This is a genomic window from Klebsiella sp. 2-CIP_Kleb. (assembly GCF_050378715.1).
GTDB classification, from domain to species: Bacteria; Pseudomonadota; Gammaproteobacteria; order Enterobacterales; family Enterobacteriaceae; genus Klebsiella; species Klebsiella quasipneumoniae.
The window spans coordinates 1-226 of the sequence record NZ_JBNRLG010000036.1 but is presented as its reverse complement, the minus strand read 5'-3'; the positions used below and the strand labels follow the sequence as shown (position 1 = coordinate 226).

Annotated in this window: 1 tRNA gene; it reads left to right on the top strand. The window is 47.8% G+C overall.

The features are described 5' to 3' along the window. The first annotated feature begins 4 nt into the window (after positions 1-4). A tRNA-Ala gene (locus tag ACQUTP_RS25725) sits at positions 5-80 on the top strand. Positions 81-226: the final 146 nt, after the last annotated feature.

Below are 226 nucleotides of genomic sequence, written 5' to 3'. Positions count from 1 at the left end.
CGATGGGGCTATAGCTCAGCTGGGAGAGCGCCTGCTTTGCACGCAGGAGGTCTGCGGTTCGATCCCGCATAGCTCCACCATCTTTACTGCGAACACAAGAAAACTTCAGAGTGAACCTGAAAAGGTGCACTGCGAAGTTTTGCTCTTTAAAAATCTGGATCAAGCTGAAAATTGAAACGACACACAGTTAATGTGTGTTCGAGTCTCTCAAATTTTCGCGACACGA